We start from the raw sequence: 17114 nt of genomic DNA on the forward strand, positions 1-17114 counted from the left end.
CTTCCCCGGCGAGCTTTTTTCGCTTTAGCCCGCAGCGTCGGCCGCCTCCGTCGCGGCCAGTTCCTTGGCCTGCTTCCGATCGGTGAACCATATGGCGATGATCGTGATTTCATACAGCGCCAGCAGCGGAATCGCGAGCATGAGCTGCGACACCACATCGGGCGGGGTCAGCACCGCCGCCAGAATGAAGGCGGCAACGATCATATAGCGGCGCAGGCCGATCAATTGCGCCCGGCTCACAAAGCCGGCGCGATTGAGCAGCATCAGCAGCACCGGCATCAGGAAGCTGATCCCGAAAGCCAGGATGAATTGCATCACCAGCCCCAGATAGGCGTCGGCACTCGGCAACGCCTCCACCTGCAAGCCGCTGCTGTTCCCCTGAAATTCCAGGAAGAAATGGAAGGCGGTCGGCATCACCACGAAATAGGCGAGGCTCGCTCCCATGGCGAACAGGAAGGGCGTGGCGATGATGAAGGGCAGCAGCGCCTTCTTTTCCTTCGCATACAGGCCCGGCGCGACGAAGGCCCAGAGCTGGTTCGCGATGATCGGGAAGGACAGGCAGAAAGCGCCGAAAACCGCGATCTTCACCTGCACGAAAAAGGCTTCGTAAAGCTTGGTATAGACCAGCCGACCACCCCCGTCGCCAAAGGCTTCCTTCAGCGGATGGACCAGGATCGCGAACAACTGCTCGGAAAAATAGAAGCAGATCGCGCCGGTGATGAACAGCGCATAGACGCATTTGAGCAGCCGTCCACGCAGCTCGATGAGATGGTCGAGCAGTGGCGCCTTGCTGTCGTCAATATCCTTCATGCGGCGGCATCGCCCTTGTGTGAATAGGCTGCGGCCGGCTCCTGCGCGACATAGGGCGGGCCGTCGGCCGCAGGCTGGACCTGCGCGGGAGAAGGCGGCGCATCGCTGACCGGCGCCGATTCGGCCACGAAAGGCGGCACGTCCCCAGCAGCCGTTTCAGCGCCTGGCGCAGGCAGCGCCTCCGGTTCCCCGGCGGTTTCGGGCGGATGCTCTTCCATGATCCGCTTGTTCTGCGCGGCCCATTTCTTTTCCAGTTCCTCCAGTTCGACTTCGCGAACCATCGCGTCGATGCCGGTGCGGAAATGGCGTGCCATGCCCTGCGCCTTCCCGACGATCTGCCCCACCTTGTAAAGCGCGCGCGGCAGGTCCTTGGGGCCGATGACGATCACCGCGATGATGACGATCACCAGAAGTTCAGACGAATCGATACCAAACATGCGTGCCTACCGCCCCGGCCGGAGGAAAATCAGGCCTTGGTCTTTTCGTCTGCCGAATTTGACGTGGCACCCGGCGCGTCCTGTTCCGGCACGCGATGGCCCTCGATACGCGTCGCGGGCTTGGCCGCCGCGACATCATCGTCATCGTCCGCCATGCCCTTCTTGAAGCTCTTGATGCCCTTGGCGACATCACCCATCAACCCGGAAATCCGGCCACCACCGAACAGCAGCATGACCACCAGGAGAACGATGACCCAGTGCATCAGCGAAAAGGAACCCATTTTAACTTTCTCCTGAAACTGCCGCCTATCTAAGCCTCTTCCTCGTCATTTTCCACAACGGATTGGGCGCCCAGACCCTCAAGTGCCAAATCGACGGGATCAAGCAGACCCGCAGCGCGCAGATCGTCGATGCCCGGCAGGTCGCGGCGGCTGCTAAGCCCGAAATGTGACAGAAATTCGAGGGTCGTCGCATAAATCAGCGGCCGTCCCGGTACTTCTCGGCGCCCGGCGGGGCGGACCCAACCGGCCTCCATCAACACATCGAGCGTGCCCTTCGCCACCTGAACCCCGCGAATGGCCTCGATCTCGGCACGGCTGACCGGCTCATGATAGGCGATGATCGCCAGCGTCTCCATGGCGGCGCGGGACAGCTTTCGGGTCTCGTCCTTTTCCCGGCGCAGGATATGGGCAAGGTCGGCCGCCGTCTCGAAATGCCAGCGCCCGCCGCGCTCGACCAGGTTGATGCCGCGCCCCGCATAATGATCGCTGAGCGTCGCGAGCGCCGAGGGCAGATCACCCGCCTCGCCCACATGCAGCTTCAATTCGGTCAGCGTCAGCGGCTGTTCCGACACGAACAGCACAGCCTCCACCGCGCGCAGGAAATCATCCGGTTCTTCCATCACAGTATCTTGGTTCACAACAGGCGCCCCGCACTCGGTTCCGGCACGGCGGCACGCAGGAATATGGGTTCGAAAATCCCCTCCTGCTGGATTTCCAGCCGTCCCTGCCGCGCCAGTTCCAGCGCGGCGACGAAGCTGCTGGCAAGCGCCGATCGGGCCATCGGCCCATCCTGCCCGGTCGGCAGGAAGGCTTCAAGCGCGGTCCAGTCGATCGCCGCACCGACCAACGTACCGACCCGCTGGATCGCCTCGTCCAGCGTCATCACCGGACGCACCGCGACCATGTGCACGACCGGCTGGGTCCGTGCGCGAATCTGGCCATAGGACTGGATCAGATCGAACAGGCTCGCCGCCCATTTCGCCTTACGGACAAGGCGCAGGCCTTCGGGTTTCTCCCGCACGAAAACGTCGCGGCCGATCCGGTCCCGCGCCATCAGCCGGGCGCCCGCCTCCCGCATGGCCTGCAATCGTTGGAGCCGCAATTGCAGCCGCAACGCCAATTCCTCGGGGCTGGGTTCGGGCTGCGCCTCCCTGGGCAACAACAGCGCCGATTTGAGATAGGCCAGCCAAGCCGCCATCACCAGATAATCGGCCGCCAGTTCCAGCTTCAGCTTCCGCGCACCCTCGATATAGGCGAGATATTGCTCGACCAGCGCGAGGATGGAGATTTCGCGCAGGTCGACCTTCTGCGTCCGCGCCAGCGCCAGCAGCAGGTCGAGCGGCCCTTCCCAGCTCTCGAAGCTGACGGTGAGCGTTTCGGGCCGGGGCATGGCCGGAGGCGTGAAAAGATCGTCCACTCTTTAGGCCATGACCGGCGCCAGCAGCGCATCGCGGGTCGCGAGCAATTCCTCCAGCGACGGTCCATCCATCAGCCGATGCGTAGACCCCATCGCCCGATCCAGCCGCGCCCTGGCTTGCCCCGTGATCTCCGGCAGCAGGTCTGCAATGCCTACCATATCGTCCATCCGGCCCCAGCAATTGAGCGCCAGATCGCACCCCGCCGCCACCGTGGCCACCGCCAGTTCAGGGATGCTGCCCTTCAGCGCCTTCATGTCAAGATCGTCGGACATCAGCAGCCCGTCAAAACCGATGCGTCCCCGGATGATCGTTTCGATCACCGAGGGCGACAGGCTGGCGGGCAAGTCCGGGTCCCATGCAGTATAGACGACATGCGCCGTCATCCCCATGGACGCGTCCTTCAACGCCTGGAACGGCGCCAGGTCGACGGCCAGCGCTTCCTCGTCGGCAGTGACGATCGGCAGTTCATGATGACTGTCGACCATCGCCCGGCCATGGCCCGGCATATGCTTGACGATGCCGACCACGCCGCCGTCTGCCAGCCCCTCGATCACCGCCCGTCCCAGTGCCGCGACACGCATCGGCTCGGCGCCCAGCGTCCGGTCGCCCATGATGTCGCTCGCTCCGTCCTGCCGGACATCGAGCAAAGGCAGGGCATCCACGCTTATCCCCACCTCCGCCAGAGTGGTCGCAATGGCCCGCGCATTGGCACGGGCGGCGGCGATGGCGCTGGACGGCGCGACCTCATAAAGCCGGTCGAACACCGAGCCGGGCGGGAAGCTGGGCCAGACCGGCGCCTGCATCCGGGCGACCCGCCCCCCTTCCTGATCGATCATGATCAGCAGATCGTCGCGGCCATGCAGCGCGCGCAGATCGTCGGTCAGCGCCCGAAGCTGGTCCTTGTCGACGATATTGCGCCGGAACAGGATATAGCCCGCGGGCTCCGCGGCCGCAAAGAAGGCGCGCTCATCCGCGGTCAGTGTCTCGCCGGAAAGGCCGAAGATAACGGGTTTCATGGGGCGAATGGTAGCGGCTCGACAGCCCGCTGCGAAGGGGTTTCGGACCCTTTAATTCACCACCATGCAGCTCTCGCCCGCCACCTTCAGCTTACCGCAGAGCGTGCTGGCCTGCCCGCCCGCCGCCGCGCGCAGGCGATAGACGGTGCTGCCGCCGACCTCCGCCTGTTCGATCGACATGGGCAGCGGCTCCAGATAGGTGAAGCGTTTGGACAGCCGCTTCCATGCATCCTTCGCGAAGGCCTGGTTGCCATAGGCGCCAAGCTGGATGGTGCCACCGCCGGAGGCGCGGGCCGCCGCCGCGACCGGTTTGATGTTGGTTTCGTCGGCCACCTTGGCCGTCACGCTCTGCGCGGGCTTGCCGGACATCGCGGCCTTGGCGCTGCCAGCCGCGCCCGTCGGCGTGATCGGCGCTTCCGGCACCCGAGTCGGATCGATTCGCCCGTCGCGCGCCACACCCTCGCTGGCGGCATAGCTGGCGTCGCCCTCACCATCGAACTTCTTGGCGTCGGCTTCCTTGGCCGGAATCTTGTACTCGCCGGCCGGAGCGGCGATCAGCTTGCCCTCACCGCTGGCGTCGCCGGAGTGATTCTGGATCAGCCACACGCCCGCGACGACCGCGCCGATCAGTGCCAGCCCGAACAGGATGAAGCCCAGCAGTCGCAATGGCGACAGCCCCTGCTCCTCCTCATCCTCGATGGCGGGTTCGAGCCAGGGCAGACGTTCATCGTCGTCCAGGTCCAGCCGTCCCCGCACATAGTCGCCCATCAGTCCAAAACTCCGCCGGTCATTGCATCTCATTCAGGGCCGCAACGCCCATCAGCGCGAGGCCATTGCGGATGATTTGCCCGATTCCCCGGCTCAAGAAAAGCCGCGCAGAGGTAGTGGCCGGATCATCCGTCAGAATGACCCGCGCCTGCGGGTTGTCGTTGCCCAGGTTCCACCAGCCATGGAATGCCGAAGCCAAGTCATTGAGATAGAAGGCAATACGATGCGGCTCACGTGCCGCAGCGGCCCCCTCCACCACGCGCGGGAACTGCGCGGCGAGCTTCACCAGCCCCAGTTCCTCCGTCCCAAGGCGGGACAGGTCGGGCGCAGGCAGGCCTATCCCGGCTTCCTCCGCCCGCCGTCCGAGCGAGCTGATCCGCGCATGGGCATATTGGACGTAGAAGACCGGATTATCTTTGGACGCCTCCACTACCTTGGCGAAGTCGAAGTCCATCTGCGCGTCGGCCTTACGCGTCAGCATGGTGAAACGGACCACATCCTTGCCGACCTCGCGCACGACGTCGGCCAGCGTCACGAAATTGCCCGCGCGCTTGGACATCTTCACTGGCTCGCCGTCGCGCAGCAGGCGGACCATCTGGATCAGCTTGACGTCGAAACGCGCCTTTCCCTCAGTCAGCGCGGCGACCGCCGCCTGGATGCGCTTCACCGTGCCGCCATGGTCGGCGCCCCAGATGTCGATCAACTGGTCCGCCGTCTGCGCCTTCTGGAAATGATAGGCCATGTCGGCGCCGAAATAGGTCCAGCTGCCGTTCGACTTCTTGATCGGACGGTCCTGATCGTCCCCGAATTTCGTCGAGCGGAACAGCGGCAGTTCGACCGGCTCCCAATCCTCCGGCGTCTCGCCCTTGGGCGCTTCCAGCACGCCGTCATAGACGAGGTCGTGCGCGCGCAGCCACTTCTCGGCGGCTTCGGGCTTGCCCGCCGCCTGCAACTCGGCTTCGGATGAAAAGATATCGTGATGGATGCCCAGCAGGGCGAGATCGCTGCGGATCATCTCCATCATCGCGGCGACGGCGCGGGTGCGGAACGGCACCAGCCATTCGCCCTCCGGCGCGCCGACATATCGGTCGCCAAATTCGGCCGCCAGCGCCTGCCCGACCGGCACCAGATAATCGCCCGGATAGAGACCTTCGGGGATTTCCCCCACGGCCTCGCCCAGCGCTTGCGCGTAGCGGACATGCGCCGACCGGGCGAGCACATCCACCTGCCCCCCCGCATCATTGATATAATATTCCCGGATGACCTTGTGTCCGACATGCTCCAGCAGCGTGGCGAGCGCATCGCCCACCACCGCGCCCCGGCAATGGCCCATATGCATGGGACCGGTCGGGTTGGCGGAGACATATTCGACGTTGACGGTCACGCCCTCGCCGCTGGCCGAACGGCCATAATCGTCCGCTTCCGCATGGATCGCGGCCAGTTCCGCCCGCCAGGTGGCATCGGTGAGATGGAGGTTGATGAAGCCCGGCCCGGCGATGGAGGCGCCCTCCACCTCGTCCAGCTTCTCCAGCCCCGCGACGATCTTTTCCGCCAGCGCGCGCGGATTGGTGCCGGCCGGCTTCGCCAGCACCATCGCGGCGTTGGTGGCCAGGTCGCCATGACTGGGGTCGCGCGGCGGCTCGACCGTCACCGGCTTGCGGTTGAGGCCGCCGGGAAGCGAACCATCGGCCTCCAGCGCGTCGAGTACGGCGTCGAGATGGGCGGTGAAGCGGTTATACAGGGACACGGAACGAACTTTCTAGCAAAGACCGTTCGTTCCAAGCCTGTCGAAAGGCTACCCTGTTCCTCAAGAAAGGGGCTTCGACCAGTCTCAGCCCGAACGGTAAAACGGGCTTAACGGGTAGCGTTGTAACGGAGCTGATCCGGGGTCAGGTTGAACCCCACGAGCAACTCGAAGCTGGTTCGCTGCAACGCCGCCTTGACGTCTGGCTGCGCGAAGGGATCGATCGCGGCGTCGGCATCGCCTGCCTTGCGCTTCTGCGTGATCATCGCCTGGATGGTTTCAGGCAGCGTCGCGGCGGCCTTGTTGACATAGGACCCGGCCTTGGCGTTCACGCTGGCGCGATATTGGCCGGCCGGGAAATCCAGCGTCACCTGGCCGATACGCTTGGCGACGACGGCATTGCCACCCCGCACCACGGCAGAGAAATAAGGCAGCGTCACCTGCCGAGCCGCGCTGGCATCGCTGCGGCGGGCGTTCACGGTGAAGGTCGCCTCGGTATACAGTTGCTCGCCGTCGGAACAGGTCGACCGCAAATTGGTGATGTCCGCCACAACGTCGATGGCGCGGGCGTCGGTGCTGCCGACCGGATTGAACAGGGTGACATCCCCGGTCTGGGCCGGGATCGCCGCCACCGGACAGGCCGATCGTACGGCCACGATACCGCCGGTCGGGTCGATTTCACCCCGCTGCGAACAGCCGGCGAGGGCCAGGGCAAGCATTCCGGTCAGCGCAATTCGAGAAAAGGTCACAGGCAATCCCTTGGGAACAGGCGTTGGGCTTCTTATCCATAGCCCACTCCCCACGCAACTCAAACCGCACGCGACCCAGAGGAAGCCGCTTTCCTCCCAGGCCACATTCGCCTAAGCCGCACGACATGACGTCTCCGATCCCTGCCCCTCCTGCCCTGAAACTGCTGATCGCCGCCCCGCGCGGCTTTTGCGCCGGTGTCGACCGCGCCATCGTCATCGTCGAGCGGGCGATCGAGAAATATGGCGCGCCGGTCTATGTCCGCCATGAAATCGTCCATAACAAGTTCGTGGTCGACAGCCTGAAGGCCAAAGGCGCGATCTTCGTGGAGGAACTCTATCAGGTGCCCGACGGCGTGCCGGTGGTGTTTTCCGCCCATGGCGTGCCCAAGGCGGTTCCCGCTAAGGCCGAGGAACGCGGCCTCTCTTATCTCGACGCCACCTGCCCGCTGGTGAGCAAGGTCCACCGACAGGCCGAGCGGCAGGTGGAGGCGGGGCGCCATATCCTCTTCATCGGCCATAAGGGCCATCCGGAGGTCATCGGCACTTTCGGCCAGGTCGATGCGGGCCATATGACCCTGATCGAGACGGTGGAGGATGCCGAAGCCTTCGCCCCCGCCGATCCCGCCAATCTCGCCTTCCTGACACAGACGACGCTCTCGGTCGACGATACCGCCGCCATCGTTGCGACGCTCCAGCGCCGCTTCCCGGCGATCCACGCGCCCAGGGGCGAGGATATCTGCTACGCCACCTCCAACCGCCAGGCGGCGGTCAAGGCGATCGCCTCCGCCTGCGACGCGGTCTATGTGATCGGCGCGCCCAACAGTTCCAATTCGCTGCGACTGGTCGAGGTGGCGGAACGCGAAGGCACCCCCGCCCGCCTGATCCAACGTGCCGAAGAGATCGATTTCGCCTGGCTGGAGGGCGTGCGTACCCTGGGCCTCACCGCAGGCGCGTCCGCTCCGGAAATATTGGTGCGCGAGGTCGTCGACCGGATCGGCGAACGCTTCGACCTGACGGAAGAGCAGGTGGAAACCGCGCGCGAAAGCATCTCCTTCAAACTCCCCCGCGGACTGGAGCCGGCGTAAATCCATGGCCGTCTACACCCATGTTCCCGCCGAAGAGATCGACGCCTTCCTCGCCCGCTATGACGTCGGCCACCTCGTGTCCGCCAAGGGCATTGCCGAGGGGGTGGAGAACAGCAACTACCTCCTCGAGACAACCGGCGCCGATGGCGCTTCTGCTTCCGGGAGGGGCCACCGCTATATCCTGACGCTCTACGAAAAGCGGGTGGATGAAGCCGACCTGCCCTTCTTCATGGACCTGCTCGATCATCTCGGCGCGCGCGGCTGCCTCGTCCCCCGCTTCATCGCTGACAGGGAAGGCAAGCGGCTCCAGCAGCTTGCCGGGCGCCCGGCCTGCCTGATCGAGTTCCTGACCGGCATTTCCGTCACCGAACCGACCGTGGGCCAGGCCCGCGCCGCCGGCGCAGCCCTGGGCGAGATGCATCGCGCCGCGCAGGGCTTCACCGCGCAGCGGCACAATGCCCTCGACCTCCCCGGCTGGCACGATCTGGCGGCAAAATGCGGCGGGGATTTCGACCGGATCGCTCCCGGCCTCGGCGCGCGCGTGGCGCAGGAACTGGCCTTCCTCGACGCGCACTGGCCCGCCGACCTGCCCCGGTCGGTGATCCATGCAGACCTTTTCCCCGACAATGTGTTGATGCTGGGCGATGAGGTGACGGGCCTTATCGACTTCTATTTCAGTTGCACCGACATCCGCGCCTATGACCTGGCCGTCACCCACAGCGCCTGGGTGTTCAGCAATGATGGCGCGACCTGGTTCGCGGATCGCGCTGCGGCACTGGGTGCGGGCTATGCGGCGACCCACGGCCTCAGCGAAGCCGAACGCGCAGCCTTCCCGGTCCTGTGCCGGGGTGCGGCGCTGCGCTTCCTGCTGACGCGCGCCTATGACTGGATCAACACGCCCGCCGACGCGATGGTGACACGCAAGGATCCCCTCGCCTATCTGCGCCGCCTCGATTTCTACGCCGGCGCCGATCCGGCGGACCTGCTCGGCGCATGAGCGAACTGCCCCAGGTCGAAATCTTCACCGATGGCGCATGCAAGGGCAATCCCGGCCCCGGCGGCTGGGGCGCGGTGCTGCGCTTTGGCGACAAGGAACGGGAAATTTCGGGCGGAGAGGCGCAGACCACCAACAATCGCATGGAAATGATGGCGGCGGTGCAGGCGCTGGAAACGCTGAAGCGCCCCTGCCGGGTGACGCTCTACACCGACAGCAAATATGTGATGGACGGTATCACCAAATGGGTCTTCGGCTGGCAGAAGAACGGCTGGAAGACCGCCGACAGGAAGCCGGTCAAAAATGCCGAAATCTGGCAGCTGTTGGTGAAGGCCGCCGCACGCCACAAGGTGACGTGGCAATGGGTCAAGGGCCATGCCGGCCATCCCGAAAACGAACGCGCCGACCAGCTTGCCTGCGCCGCGGCGGAAAGTTTTCGCGGGTGAGGAAGCGGGGTCGGGTAAACCCCCTATTCCGCCTCTTCGACCGCCGCGCCCGGCCCGTTCTTCAGGATCGAGTCGATCGCATTCTTCGCGCCCGCCTTGTTGGCATAGCCTTCGGTCCAGAAGATCGTTTCGCTATTATATTTGAACTTGGCGACGAACTCACCAGCTTTATTCTTCTCGATCACGAACTTGTGCGCCACGGCCGATCTCCCGGACTTGTTGCGTTACCGAAACCGGGACGGAGAATAGACTGCGGCATCTATGCTGGCAACCGCCTTGGGAAACGCCCCGCCACCGATCATGCCCGCAGCCAGAATCGCCGCCGCAGGCGACGTCTGGATGCCAAAACCACCCTGCCCCGCAAACCAGAAGAAGCCCGGAACCGCCGGATCGAACCCATAGACCGGCGCCCGGTCGCGGGAGAAGCTCCGCAGTCCCGCCCATTTACGCTCCACCGCCTCGACCGGCCAGTCGACCACCGCCTGGAAACGGGCGATCGCCTGCGCCACCGCCAGTTCCTCCGGCGCAGCATCGCAGGGGACCGACGGCTCCTCATCATGCGGGGTGAGCCAGACGCGCCCCTCACCCTCCGGCTTGAAATAGAATTGCGAGCCAAGATCCATGACCAGCGGTAGATCGGCCGACGGCATGGCGGGCACGCGCAACTGCACCACCGTCCGCCGCAGCGGCGTGATGCCGATCGGCGCCACGCCGCAGGTTTTGGCGACATCGTCCGCCCAGGCGCCGGCCGCATTGACGATCAGGCCGCAGTCGATCGCACCCTGATCCGTTTCGACCCGCCAGCCGCCGCCCCGCGCTTCGGCCCGCCGCAACGCCGTTCCCAGCCGCACCTCGCCACCATGCCGCCGGAACTGCCGCAACCAAGCCGCATGCAGCGCCGCCACGTCGATGTCGCAAACCCCCGGCTCCAGCACGCCCAGCGTCCAGTCCGGCCGCAATCCCGGCACCAGCACGGCCGGATCGACCGCGCGCAGGACCACCTTGCCGCCGAACTCCGCCATCAGCCGGTCCCGCGCCATCGCATCGCCCGCCCGTCCGACGTGCAATGTCCGGCGCGGCGAGAGGAACGACGCTTCTGAAAATTCCGGATCAGGCGCGGCCAGCATCGGTCCGGATGCGGTGGTCAAAGGCTGGACCGCCAGCCCGCCATAGGTTTCCTCCCAGAAGGAAACCGCGCGCCCCGTGGCGTGATAGCCCGCGCTCGACTCCATCTCCAGCAGCAGCACGCGCGCCCGCGCCGCCAGCACCGCACCCAGGCTCGCCCCGGCGATCCCGCCGCCGACGATGACGATATCGGGCCGGTTCATCGGGGCGCGACTTCATCCAGAAAGCCGTCGATCCGCGCCAAAGCATCCAGCCGTACCGGGTCCAACTCGCGCAATATCTCGTGTGCTGCCTCACGCCCATAAACATGCAGCCGCGCGCCCGGCACCCGCGCCGCCGTCCGCCTGATCGCAGGGGTCGATACCAGCCGGTCATTCCGCGCCGCCAGCATCAGCAGCGGCACCGCGATCCGTTCCAGCCCCGGTTGCGTCGCCAGGAGATGAGTCGAATGCAGCGCCTGTTCGACCCATCTCCAGCTCGGCGGCCCCAGCGCCACTTCGCGGCTATGGTCGCGCCACCACAGTTCATCGGCATAGCGTTCCGGATCATGGGTCAGCCGCTTTTGCCGCATATGCCGCTGCCGTTCCGACTCCTCCTTCTGCGTCCAGGCCTGTTTCCGGTCAAAACCCAGGGCGCACATCGTCTCGGCAATGGCCACGGCCAGCCAACGGGGCAGGGGCGCACTGTGCACGCCCATCATCGGTGCGACCGTCACCGCGGCATCGGGCGCAATCATCCTCTCGGCCCCCATCCCCTCGATCAGCGCACGGAGCAGCAAATGCCCGCCCATACTGTGCGCGACAATCGCCGTCGGCCCCTCCCCTTCCGCCCGCCAGTCGGCGGTAAAGGCGTTGAGATCGGCAATCCACTGGCCGAAATCCTCGATATGCCCGCAAAGCGGATCATCGGTCAGCCGCCCCGATCCGCCCTGTCCTCGCCAGTCGAAGCTGGTAACGGCCCAGCCGCGTTCGGCCCAATGGTGGATCACTTCGAGATATTTCTCGATCATGTCGCCCCGGCCGCCCAGCACCAGCATCCGCCCGCGCGCTCCACTGCCCAGCCGATAGCGCCGCAACGGCCAGCCGGATTCGTCTGGGCTGGAGGGCGCGTTCCAATAATCCAGCCGCCCATCCATGGGCCACGCGCGGCGGTCGAAAGGCGGGGTAACGAAGCGGGGCGAATCCATCGGCGGCATGGTTACGCTTTGGTAAGCCATCGGGTCTACAGTTTCGAACTCATGACGGGGGATATTTTCAGAATGGCGCTGATCGGCGCCCTGGCACTGCTGCTGATCGTGGCTTCGGTCACTGATTTGCGGGCGCGCATCATCTCCAACCGGCTGAACCTGACAGTGGCCGCGCTGGCGCCGTTCTGGTGGCTGGCCTGCGGCCTACCGCTGTGGCCGGGCATGGCGGTGCAGTTGCTGGTGGCGCTGATCGTGTTCGTCGCCTTCGCGCTGCTGTTCGCGCTTGGATGCATGGGCGGCGGCGACGTGAAGCTGCTGGGCGCGCTGGCGCTCTGGTTCCCATGGCAGGCAACCTTGACCATGCTGATGCTGATGGCGGTGCTGGGGGGCATCGTCACCATCGTGACGGTCGTGCACCATCGCATGACCCGGCGGCTGGGGCAGCCGCAAATCCCCTATGGCATAGCCATATCGGTCGCGGCGCTTTGGCTGCTTGGCGAACGATATATTAACCAATTTGCGTGAAACGAAGGGGCTCAGACGCAACTCGTCTGATTGAGGGAGGCGAATTTCATCATGGATGCCAAGAAGATCGTGCTGCTGGTGGGGGCGCTTATCATAGCGGTCACTACAGCCTTGCTTGCACGCAACATGCTGAGTTCGTCAAGCACACCGCAGGCGGGCGCATCGTCCATGCCGGTCGAGGCGGACCAGCCCCATGTGCTGGTCGCGACCAAGGCCCTGCCGGTGGGCACCATATTGGACGCTGAGAGCTTCCGCTTCCAGCCCTGGCCCAAGGATCTCATCGAACAGGCCTATTATCTGAAGGGCCAGTCCGATCCGCAGAAGCTGGTGGGCAGCGTCATCCGCACCGCCATTTCCGCCGGCCAGCCGATGACGCTGGGTTCGGTGATCAAGCCGGGTGAGCGCGGTTTCCTGGCCGCCGCCCTTGGGCCCGGCATGCGCGCCGTGACGGTTCCGGTATCGGCGCAGAATTCGGTCGCGGGCTTCGTCTTCCCGGGCGACCGCGTCGACCTGATGCTCACGCAAAGCGTCAGCGGCGGCGGCGACGGCGATCCGCTCAAGGTTTCCGAAACCATCCTGCGCAATCTGCGCGTGCTCGCCACCGACCAGCGCATGGACGCGTTGGGCGCGGACGGCAAGCCCGTCGTCCAGACCTATTCCAACGTCACCATCGAAGTGACGCCCAAGATCGCGGAAAAGATCGCGGTCGCCCAGACCATCGGTTCACTCTCGTTGTCGCTGCGTTCGCTGGCCGACAACAGCTCTGAACTGGATGCGGCCATCGCGGGCAGCGATGTCGACCTGTCCGCCGCCAGCAATCCCAATGCCGAAAAGAAGCTGCTCGCCAGCCTCTCGGCCCGTCCGGTCGACAAGGGCAGCACCTATTCCACAGGCGCCGACGTCTCGCGCTACCAGCGCAGCAGCGTCCCCGCCAAGCCTTTGCAGGCCATGGGCGCGGGCGGTGCCCCGGCGGTGGGCGTGCCCATCGGCGGAAGCATTGCCGGCCAGGGCCCAGTGATCCGCGTCGCTCGCGGCACCAGCGTGACCGTCGTTCCGGTCGGGGGGAAGTAAGATGAAGGGGTTCATAATCCACGCCGGCGCGGCCAGGCCGCTGCTCGGTCCGGCCATCGCGCTCGGCCTGGCGCTTGCCGCCGCCGCTGCGCCGACCACTGCGCTCAATGCGGCGCCCGCCTCGATGCAGGACAATGCGATCCTGATCTCGGTCGGCGGTACCAAGGTCATCAACCTGCCGGCCAAGATGTCGGACGTGGTGATCGGCGATCCCAATATCGTCGACGTCCATGTCCGCTCGCAGAACCAGCTCTATCTGATCGCGAAGGCGGCGGGCGAAACCACCGTCTTCGTCACGGCGACCAACGGCAAGGTTTTGTTCTCCGGCACGGTCCGGGTCGGCAACAACCTCACCAGCATCGATCAGATGCTGAAGCTGGCGATGCCGAACGCCGATATAGCGGTCAACAAGATGAACGGCATGGTCCTGCTGACCGGCACGATCGCCGCGCCGGAAGACGCGGCCGAGGCCGAACGGCTGACGCAGGCCTTCGTCGGCAAGGATGTGACGGTGGTCAGCCGCCTGCGCACCGCGACCCCGCTTCAGGTCATGCTCCAGGTCAAGATCGCCGAGGTGAGCAAGGATGTCGGTCACAAGATCGGCATGAACTGGAAATCGCAAGACTCCAGCGGAGGCAAGTGGGCGGGCGGTATCGGCGGCGGTACGCGCGATGCCCTCACCTTCAATGCCGGTGGAGGGGGTACATTCAACTTCACCGCAGATGGCGGTTACAGCATTGGCGGTGTCGCCCGCGTGCTGGGTCTGGATGTCGGCGCGGTGCTGGACCTCGCTGAATCGAGCGGCCTTGCCACCACCCTCGCCCAGCCCAATCTGACGTCGCTTTCCGGTGAAACCGCAAGCTTCCTGGCGGGCGGCGAATATCCCTACACCGTCAGCAACGGCACCCAGGGCAACAGCATCGAATTCAAGCAATATGGCGTGCAACTGGCCTTCACGCCGACCGTGCTGGCCGACGGCCGCATCTCGCTGCGTGTCCGTCCCACCGTGTCGAGCCTCGACTTCTCGGTCAGCTCCAGCGTTCCCGCGCTCAAGAGCCGTACAGCGGAAACCACGGTGGAACTGGGTTCGGGCCAGGCCTTCATGATCGCGGGCCTGCTCAACAACGATGCCGCGAACAACATCAGCAAGGTCCCCGGCCTCGGCAATCTGCCGATCCTGGGCAGCCTGTTCAAGTCGCGCAATTTCCAGCGCCATGAAACGGAACTGGTGATCGTCGTCACCCCCTATCTGGTGAAGCCGATCAACGCGTCCGACGTGCGCCTACCGACCGACGGCTTCCGCAACGCGAATGAAGGCCAGGGCCTGTTCCTGCAACAGGGCCATGACGGCGTCAGCGGCGTGCGCGCTCCCATGCCACGCCGCGGGTCCGACGGTCCGGCGCCTGCGCCCGGTCCGCAATCCTCGGCCGCGTTGCCGCCCCTGGCCGCCCGCGATACCGGCAAGCGTTCCAAGGACGCCGCGCCGGGCTTCAGCTTCTGATCCGAAGGACGAAAGACATGACTTTTGAGGCCCGCAAAACTATCTTTCGCCTCAGCGCTCTCGCCCTGATGGCGCTGCCGCTTGCCGCATGCCAGACCGACGGGGGCGCCAATCGCGGCGTCCAGTCGGTACACCAGCCGGTCGTCAGCCACACCGCCTTCACCTATGATGTCCAGGCCGGCCCGGACGGCGGCATGACCATCTCCGAGGCCCGCCGCCTGGACGACTGGTTCGTCTCCATCGGCCTTGGCTATGGTGATCAGGTCGCGATCGCGACCGACGCCGCCGGCGCCAGCCCCGCCCTTCGCGAAGGCATCGCCGATGTCGTCGCACGCCATGGCATGTTGGTGGCGGAGGACAGCTCGGCCGCTGCAGGCACCGCGCCGCAGGGCGCCGTCCGTCTGATCGTGCGCCGCGCCGTCGCCCGCGTGCCAGGCTGCCCCGACTGGTCAGACAAGCCGGAAACCGACCAGCAACTGGGCGCATCGACCAATTTCGGCTGCGGCGTGAACGGCACCCTCGCTGCAATGATCGCCAATCCGGAGGATCTGGTCCGCGGCCAGACCACCGACAGCGACCTGCGCACGGCGACCTCGAACCGCGCCATTTCCACCTATCGCGAAAAGGCGCCCACTGGCTCCGGCGACCTCAAGACCCTGTCGGGAGGCAAATAAGATGAACGCACCCTGGAGACCCGGCGCAACCGGTCAGCGCGACCCCTTCCACGCTTTCGTCTGCGACGATCACAGCTTCGACCTGCTGCGCGTCGTGGCGGCCGAAATGGGCTGGGCGCCTGAAAAGGTGAACAAGGGCGGCATGCGCAATGCGGTGCAAAGCCTGTCGGTCACCGCCTCGCCGCAGATCCTGTTCATCGACATGTCGGAAAGCGGCGATCCGCTGGGCGACATCAACAGCCTGGCCGAAGTGTGCGAACCCGGCACGGTCGTCATCGCGGCGGGCCAGGTCAATGATGTGCGCCTCTATCGCGACCTGCTGGCCAGCGGCATTCAGGATTATCTGCTCAAGCCCTTCGGCGCCGACCAGTTGCGCGACGCGCTGGCGCAGGCGCAGGCGGTGTTCTTCGCGCCCCGCGATGCCGCGCCCGAACATCCGCACATGACCACAGCCGTCATCGGCACGCGCGGCGGCGTCGGTGCGTCCAGTCTCGCCACATCGCTCGCCTGGCTGCTCAGTGAAAAGAAGAAGCGCTCGACCGCGCTGCTCGATCTCGACGTCCATTTCGGCACCAATGCGCTGGCGATGGACCTGGAGCCGGGCCGCGGCCTGACCGACGCCATCGAAAATCCCAGCCGCATCGACGGCCTCTTCATCGAACGCGCCATGGTCCGCGCCAGCGACAATCTGGCGATCCTGTCGGCCGAGGCGCCGATCAGCCAGCCGATGCTGACCGATGGCGGCGCCTTCTACCAGTTGCTGGAGGAATTCCGCGCCGCCTTCGAATGCAGCATCATCGACCTGCCGCGCGGCATGCTGATCCAGCATCCGCATCTGATGAGCGACGTGAACGTGGCCGTGGTCGTCACCGAACTGACGCTGGCGGCGGCGCGCGATTCGATCCGCATTCTCTCATGGCTCAAGACCAACGCGCCGCAGACGCGCGTGCTGGTCGTCGCCAACCGCGTCCATGCCGGCATGCCGGAAATCAGCCGCAAGGATTTCGAACAGTCGATCGAGCGCAAGGTCGACATCCTCATCCCCTTCGACCTCAAGGTGGCGGCGCAGTCGGCGAAGCTCGGCAAGACGCTCGCTGAAACGGCCAAGGGCAGCAAGGTCGGCGCGGGTTGCGCCGCACTGCTCGACGCCGTGCTGGGCGCGGCGGAAGAGAGCGAGGCCGACAACAATGCGCCCCCCGCCAAGAAGGGCGATTCCCTGCTCGGCAAGATCACCGATCTCAAGAGCATGATCCCCTCGCGCAAGGCCAAGACTTCGGCGTGAAC

At 65.4% G+C, this 17114-nt stretch carries 20 protein-coding genes; 8 read left to right on the forward strand and 12 right to left on the reverse strand.

Going from position 1 to position 17114, the window contains the following annotated elements; translation table 11 throughout:
* Nucleotides 1–24 precede the first annotated feature (24 nt).
* The 9 genes from tatC to CAF53_RS04295 form a co-directional block, all read right to left on the reverse strand.
* Complete coding sequence (tatC, locus tag CAF53_RS04255) at nt 25–810, reverse strand: twin-arginine translocase subunit TatC (RefSeq protein WP_100237423.1); 786 nt, start codon at nt 808–810, stop codon at nt 25–27.
* Nucleotides 807–1247: a Sec-independent protein translocase protein TatB gene (gene tatB / locus CAF53_RS04260; protein WP_100237424.1), complete on the reverse strand. Its 441-nt coding sequence runs from the start codon at nt 1245–1247 to the stop codon at nt 807–809. The genes tatC and tatB overlap by 4 nt, the downstream gene beginning before the upstream one ends.
* Before the next feature lie 29 nt (nt 1248–1276).
* A complete protein-coding gene (locus CAF53_RS04265) occupies nt 1277–1528 on the reverse strand; it encodes a twin-arginine translocase TatA/TatE family subunit (RefSeq protein ID WP_046764745.1) in 252 nt (83 codons plus the stop codon).
* Between the two features lie 29 nt (nt 1529–1557).
* The gene (gene scpB / locus CAF53_RS04270) at nt 1558–2151 is read right to left on the reverse strand and encodes an SMC-Scp complex subunit ScpB (RefSeq protein ID WP_100237425.1); all 594 of its coding nucleotides are present in this window, start codon (nt 2149–2151) and stop codon (nt 1558–1560) included.
* A gap of 11 nt (nt 2152–2162) precedes the next feature.
* Nucleotides 2163–2945 (reverse strand): ScpA family protein, encoded by a 783-nt coding sequence (locus tag CAF53_RS04275; protein ID WP_046764747.1) that lies wholly within the window; start codon nt 2943–2945, stop codon nt 2163–2165.
* A gap of 3 nt (nt 2946–2948) precedes the next feature.
* Nucleotides 2949–3962 (reverse strand): beta-N-acetylhexosaminidase, encoded by a 1014-nt coding sequence (gene nagZ, locus CAF53_RS04280; protein ID WP_100237426.1) that lies wholly within the window; start codon nt 3960–3962, stop codon nt 2949–2951.
* A 51-nt stretch (nt 3963–4013) separates the two neighbouring features.
* A complete protein-coding gene (locus CAF53_RS04285; RefSeq protein ID WP_100237427.1) occupies nt 4014–4730 on the reverse strand; it encodes an SPOR domain-containing protein in 717 nt (238 codons plus the stop codon).
* Nucleotides 4731–4749: 19 nt separating this feature from the next.
* Nucleotides 4750–6477: an arginine--tRNA ligase gene (gene argS / locus CAF53_RS04290; RefSeq protein ID WP_046764750.1), complete on the reverse strand. Its 1728-nt coding sequence runs from the start codon at nt 6475–6477 to the stop codon at nt 4750–4752.
* A gap of 107 nt (nt 6478–6584) precedes the next feature.
* Nucleotides 6585–7193, reverse strand: coding sequence for a hypothetical protein (locus CAF53_RS04295; protein ID WP_046764751.1), 609 nt, complete (start codon nt 7191–7193; stop codon nt 6585–6587).
* Nucleotides 7194–7348: 155 nt separating this feature from the next.
* On the opposite strand from CAF53_RS04295, the gene ispH reads away from it, so the two are divergent.
* The 3 genes from ispH to rnhA are packed head-to-tail and all read left to right on the forward strand — an operon-like array spanning nt 7349 to nt 9748.
* Nucleotides 7349–8308: a 4-hydroxy-3-methylbut-2-enyl diphosphate reductase gene (gene ispH, locus CAF53_RS04300; RefSeq protein ID WP_100237428.1), complete on the forward strand. Its 960-nt coding sequence runs from the start codon at nt 7349–7351 to the stop codon at nt 8306–8308.
* Between the two features lie 4 nt (nt 8309–8312).
* On the forward strand, nt 8313–9305 hold the full coding sequence (thrB, locus tag CAF53_RS04305) for a homoserine kinase (protein WP_100237429.1): 993 nt from the start codon (nt 8313–8315) through the stop codon (nt 9303–9305).
* The gene (rnhA, locus tag CAF53_RS04310) at nt 9302–9748 is read left to right on the forward strand and encodes a ribonuclease HI (protein ID WP_046764754.1); all 447 of its coding nucleotides are present in this window, start codon (nt 9302–9304) and stop codon (nt 9746–9748) included. Before thrB ends, rnhA begins: the two co-directional genes overlap by 4 nt.
* Nucleotides 9749–9771: 23 nt before the next feature.
* On the opposite strand, the gene CAF53_RS04315 is transcribed toward rnhA, so the two are convergent.
* The 3 genes from CAF53_RS04315 to CAF53_RS04325 are packed head-to-tail and all read right to left on the reverse strand — an operon-like array spanning nt 9772 to nt 12068.
* On the reverse strand, nt 9772–9948 hold the full coding sequence (locus CAF53_RS04315; RefSeq protein WP_084733219.1) for a DUF1508 domain-containing protein: 177 nt from the start codon (nt 9946–9948) through the stop codon (nt 9772–9774).
* A 24-nt stretch (nt 9949–9972) separates the two neighbouring features.
* A complete protein-coding gene (locus CAF53_RS04320) occupies nt 9973–11076 on the reverse strand; it encodes an FAD-dependent oxidoreductase (protein WP_100237430.1) in 1104 nt (367 codons plus the stop codon).
* Entirely contained in the window at nt 11073–12068 is a 996-nt protein-coding gene (locus CAF53_RS04325) for an alpha/beta hydrolase (protein WP_100237431.1), read from the reverse strand. Before CAF53_RS04325 ends, CAF53_RS04320 begins: the two co-directional genes overlap by 4 nt.
* A 42-nt stretch (nt 12069–12110) precedes the next feature.
* Between CAF53_RS04325 and CAF53_RS04330 the strand changes: the two genes are divergently transcribed.
* Genes CAF53_RS04330 through CAF53_RS04350 form a run of 5 tightly spaced genes read left to right on the forward strand, consistent with a single transcriptional unit; the run spans nt 12111 to nt 17112 of the window.
* Entirely contained in the window at nt 12111–12584 is a 474-nt protein-coding gene (locus CAF53_RS04330) for a prepilin peptidase (protein ID WP_046764929.1), read from the forward strand.
* Between the two features lie 51 nt (nt 12585–12635).
* The gene (gene cpaB / locus CAF53_RS04335; protein ID WP_100238688.1) at nt 12636–13655 is read left to right on the forward strand and encodes a Flp pilus assembly protein CpaB; all 1020 of its coding nucleotides are present in this window, start codon (nt 12636–12638) and stop codon (nt 13653–13655) included.
* Between the two features lies 1 nt (nt 13656).
* Nucleotides 13657–15156 (forward strand): type II and III secretion system protein family protein, encoded by a 1500-nt coding sequence (locus CAF53_RS04340; RefSeq protein ID WP_046764757.1) that lies wholly within the window; start codon nt 13657–13659, stop codon nt 15154–15156.
* 17 nt (nt 15157–15173) lie between these two features.
* Nucleotides 15174–15830 carry a CpaD family pilus assembly protein gene (locus CAF53_RS04345; RefSeq protein ID WP_046764758.1) on the forward strand — a complete coding sequence of 219 codons (657 nt, stop codon included), beginning with the start codon at nt 15174–15176 and terminating at the stop codon, nt 15828–15830.
* Nucleotide 15831: 1 nt separating this feature from the next.
* Nucleotides 15832–17112 (forward strand): pilus assembly protein CpaE, encoded by a 1281-nt coding sequence (locus tag CAF53_RS04350; RefSeq protein WP_046764759.1) that lies wholly within the window; start codon nt 15832–15834, stop codon nt 17110–17112.
* Nucleotides 17113–17114: the final 2 nt, after the last annotated feature.

Source organism: Sphingobium sp. LB126 (genome assembly GCF_002795205.1).
GTDB lineage: Bacteria > Pseudomonadota > Alphaproteobacteria > Sphingomonadales > Sphingomonadaceae > Sphingobium > Sphingobium chungbukense.

What these genes read in the sequence shown, in the direction of transcription:
- tatC (WP_100237423.1), bottom strand. Translation starts at nt 810, where the DNA reads ATGAAGGATATTGACGACAGCAAGGCGCCACTGCTCGACCATCTCATC.
- tatB (WP_100237424.1), bottom strand. Translation starts at nt 1,247, where the DNA reads ATGTTTGGTATCGATTCGTCTGAACTTCTGGTGATCGTCATCATCGCG.
- CAF53_RS04265 (WP_046764745.1), bottom strand. Translation starts at nt 1,528, where the DNA reads ATGGGTTCCTTTTCGCTGATGCACTGGGTCATCGTTCTCCTGGTGGTC.
- nagZ (WP_100237426.1), bottom strand. Translation starts at nt 3,962, where the DNA reads ATGAAACCCGTTATCTTCGGCCTTTCCGGCGAGACACTGACCGCGGAT.
- CAF53_RS04285 (WP_100237427.1), bottom strand. Translation starts at nt 4,730, where the DNA reads ATGGGCGACTATGTGCGGGGACGGCTGGACCTGGACGACGATGAACGT.
- CAF53_RS04295 (WP_046764751.1), bottom strand. Translation starts at nt 7,193, where the DNA reads ATGCTTGCCCTGGCCCTCGCCGGCTGTTCGCAGCGGGGTGAAATCGAC.
- ispH (WP_100237428.1), top strand. Translation starts at nt 7,349, where the DNA reads ATGACGTCTCCGATCCCTGCCCCTCCTGCCCTGAAACTGCTGATCGCC.
- thrB (WP_100237429.1), top strand. Translation starts at nt 8,313, where the DNA reads ATGGCCGTCTACACCCATGTTCCCGCCGAAGAGATCGACGCCTTCCTC.
- rnhA (WP_046764754.1), top strand. Translation starts at nt 9,302, where the DNA reads ATGAGCGAACTGCCCCAGGTCGAAATCTTCACCGATGGCGCATGCAAG.
- CAF53_RS04320 (WP_100237430.1), bottom strand. Translation starts at nt 11,076, where the DNA reads ATGAACCGGCCCGATATCGTCATCGTCGGCGGCGGGATCGCCGGGGCG.
- CAF53_RS04325 (WP_100237431.1), bottom strand. Translation starts at nt 12,068, where the DNA reads ATGCCGCCGATGGATTCGCCCCGCTTCGTTACCCCGCCTTTCGACCGC.
- CAF53_RS04330 (WP_046764929.1), top strand. Translation starts at nt 12,111, where the DNA reads ATGACGGGGGATATTTTCAGAATGGCGCTGATCGGCGCCCTGGCACTG.
- cpaB (WP_100238688.1), top strand. Translation starts at nt 12,636, where the DNA reads ATGGATGCCAAGAAGATCGTGCTGCTGGTGGGGGCGCTTATCATAGCG.
- CAF53_RS04340 (WP_046764757.1), top strand. Translation starts at nt 13,657, where the DNA reads ATGAAGGGGTTCATAATCCACGCCGGCGCGGCCAGGCCGCTGCTCGGT.
- CAF53_RS04345 (WP_046764758.1), top strand. Translation starts at nt 15,174, where the DNA reads ATGACTTTTGAGGCCCGCAAAACTATCTTTCGCCTCAGCGCTCTCGCC.
- CAF53_RS04350 (WP_046764759.1), top strand. Translation starts at nt 15,832, where the DNA reads ATGAACGCACCCTGGAGACCCGGCGCAACCGGTCAGCGCGACCCCTTC.